This is a genomic window from Alloalcanivorax balearicus MACL04, from assembly GCF_025532145.1.
Taxonomy (GTDB): domain Bacteria; phylum Pseudomonadota; class Gammaproteobacteria; order Pseudomonadales; family Alcanivoracaceae; genus Alloalcanivorax; species Alloalcanivorax balearicus.
In genome coordinates this window covers 1-1,203 of record NZ_ARXS01000065.1, presented here as the reverse complement: position 1 = coordinate 1,203, position 1,203 = coordinate 1, and the positions used below count along the sequence as shown (strand labels likewise).

The 1,203-nt window shown below is 53.4% G+C and carries 1 protein-coding gene; it reads right to left on the bottom strand.

Going from position 1 to position 1,203, the window contains the following annotated elements:
• Positions 1-17: 17 nt before the first annotated feature.
• Positions 18-1,129 (bottom strand): IS3 family transposase gene (locus MA04_RS21675; RefSeq protein ID WP_262462837.1). Its coding sequence is split into 2 segments (ribosomal slippage): positions 18-868 and positions 868-1,129, totalling 1,113 coding nucleotides; the frame shifts between segments, so codons are not numbered across the junction.
• Positions 1,130-1,203: the final 74 nt, after the last annotated feature.

Genomic DNA, 1,203 nt, shown 5'->3' with positions numbered 1-1,203 from the left:
GTGTAAACATCCCTGTTTCAGTTGCACCGTTGATTAGAGTTCTCCGCCCGTTTGTGTTTCGCCAGGTATTCCCATGGTGTCAGATCTTCCAGTGAATCGTGTGGGCGCTCATCGTTGTATTCTGTCATCCAGGACTCGGTCAGTTCTCTCACCTCGGTGAGGTTCCGGAAGACATACATGTTCAGGATCTCGTCCCGATAAGTTCGATTGAAACGCTCAACATACGAGTTCTGAGTGGGTGTCCCGGGTTTGATAAATTCCAACGCAATGCCGTGTTGCTCGGCCCAGTCTGCCAAGGCGATCGAGATGAATTCCGGGCCGTTATCCATGCGTAGTTTGGCCGAGTAGCCTCGCCAAGCGATGATGCGTTCCAGAACCCGTATGACCCTCGGAGCTGGTAGGTTCAGATCAACCTCGATAGCCAGTACCTCGCGGTTGAAGTCGTCCACTACGTTGAAGGTACGGAAGCGGCGACCACAGAACAGACTGTCGCTCATGAAATCCATGGACCAACATCGATTGACGGTCGCTGGTACGCTTAATGGCTCCGGATTTCGTGTCGGGAGTCGTTTTTTGCCCCGTCGTCGTTTGTTCAGGTTGAGCGCACAATACAGCCGATGTACCCGCTTGTGATTCCACCCGTGTCCCCAGCGTCGCAGCACCTTGAACAGTTTGCTGAAACCATAGGCGGGATAGCGTTCAGTCGCGCTCTGAAGCGCTGCAATCACCGGTTCATCCCGGGAGGTATCCGGCCGATACCGGTACACAGAGTCGCTGATGCCAGCAATTCGGCAGGCTCTGCGGATGCTGACACCATGCGCCTGCTTCAGGTAATTCACCAGTTCTCGTCGAACGGCTGGCTTTACAGCTTTTTTTCGATCACATCCTTCAGCAGTTTGTGATCCAGACTCAGCTCGGCGTACATCTGCTTCAGTCGGCGGTTTTCCTCTTCAAGCTCCTTGAGGCGCTTCACATCAGAGGCTTCCATTCCGCCGTACTTGGATTTCCAGTTGTAGTAGGTCGCATCGGAGATGCCGTACTCCCGACACACTTCCTTGACCAGGCGACCGCCCTCGACCTCCTTCAGAATCTTGACGATCTGTGACTCGCTGTACCGTGATTTCTTCATGTCGTTCTCCGTTTGCCTCATTGTAGGTCGGAGAACTCTAATTACGCATGCACCGATTTTAGGGGATGGTTACA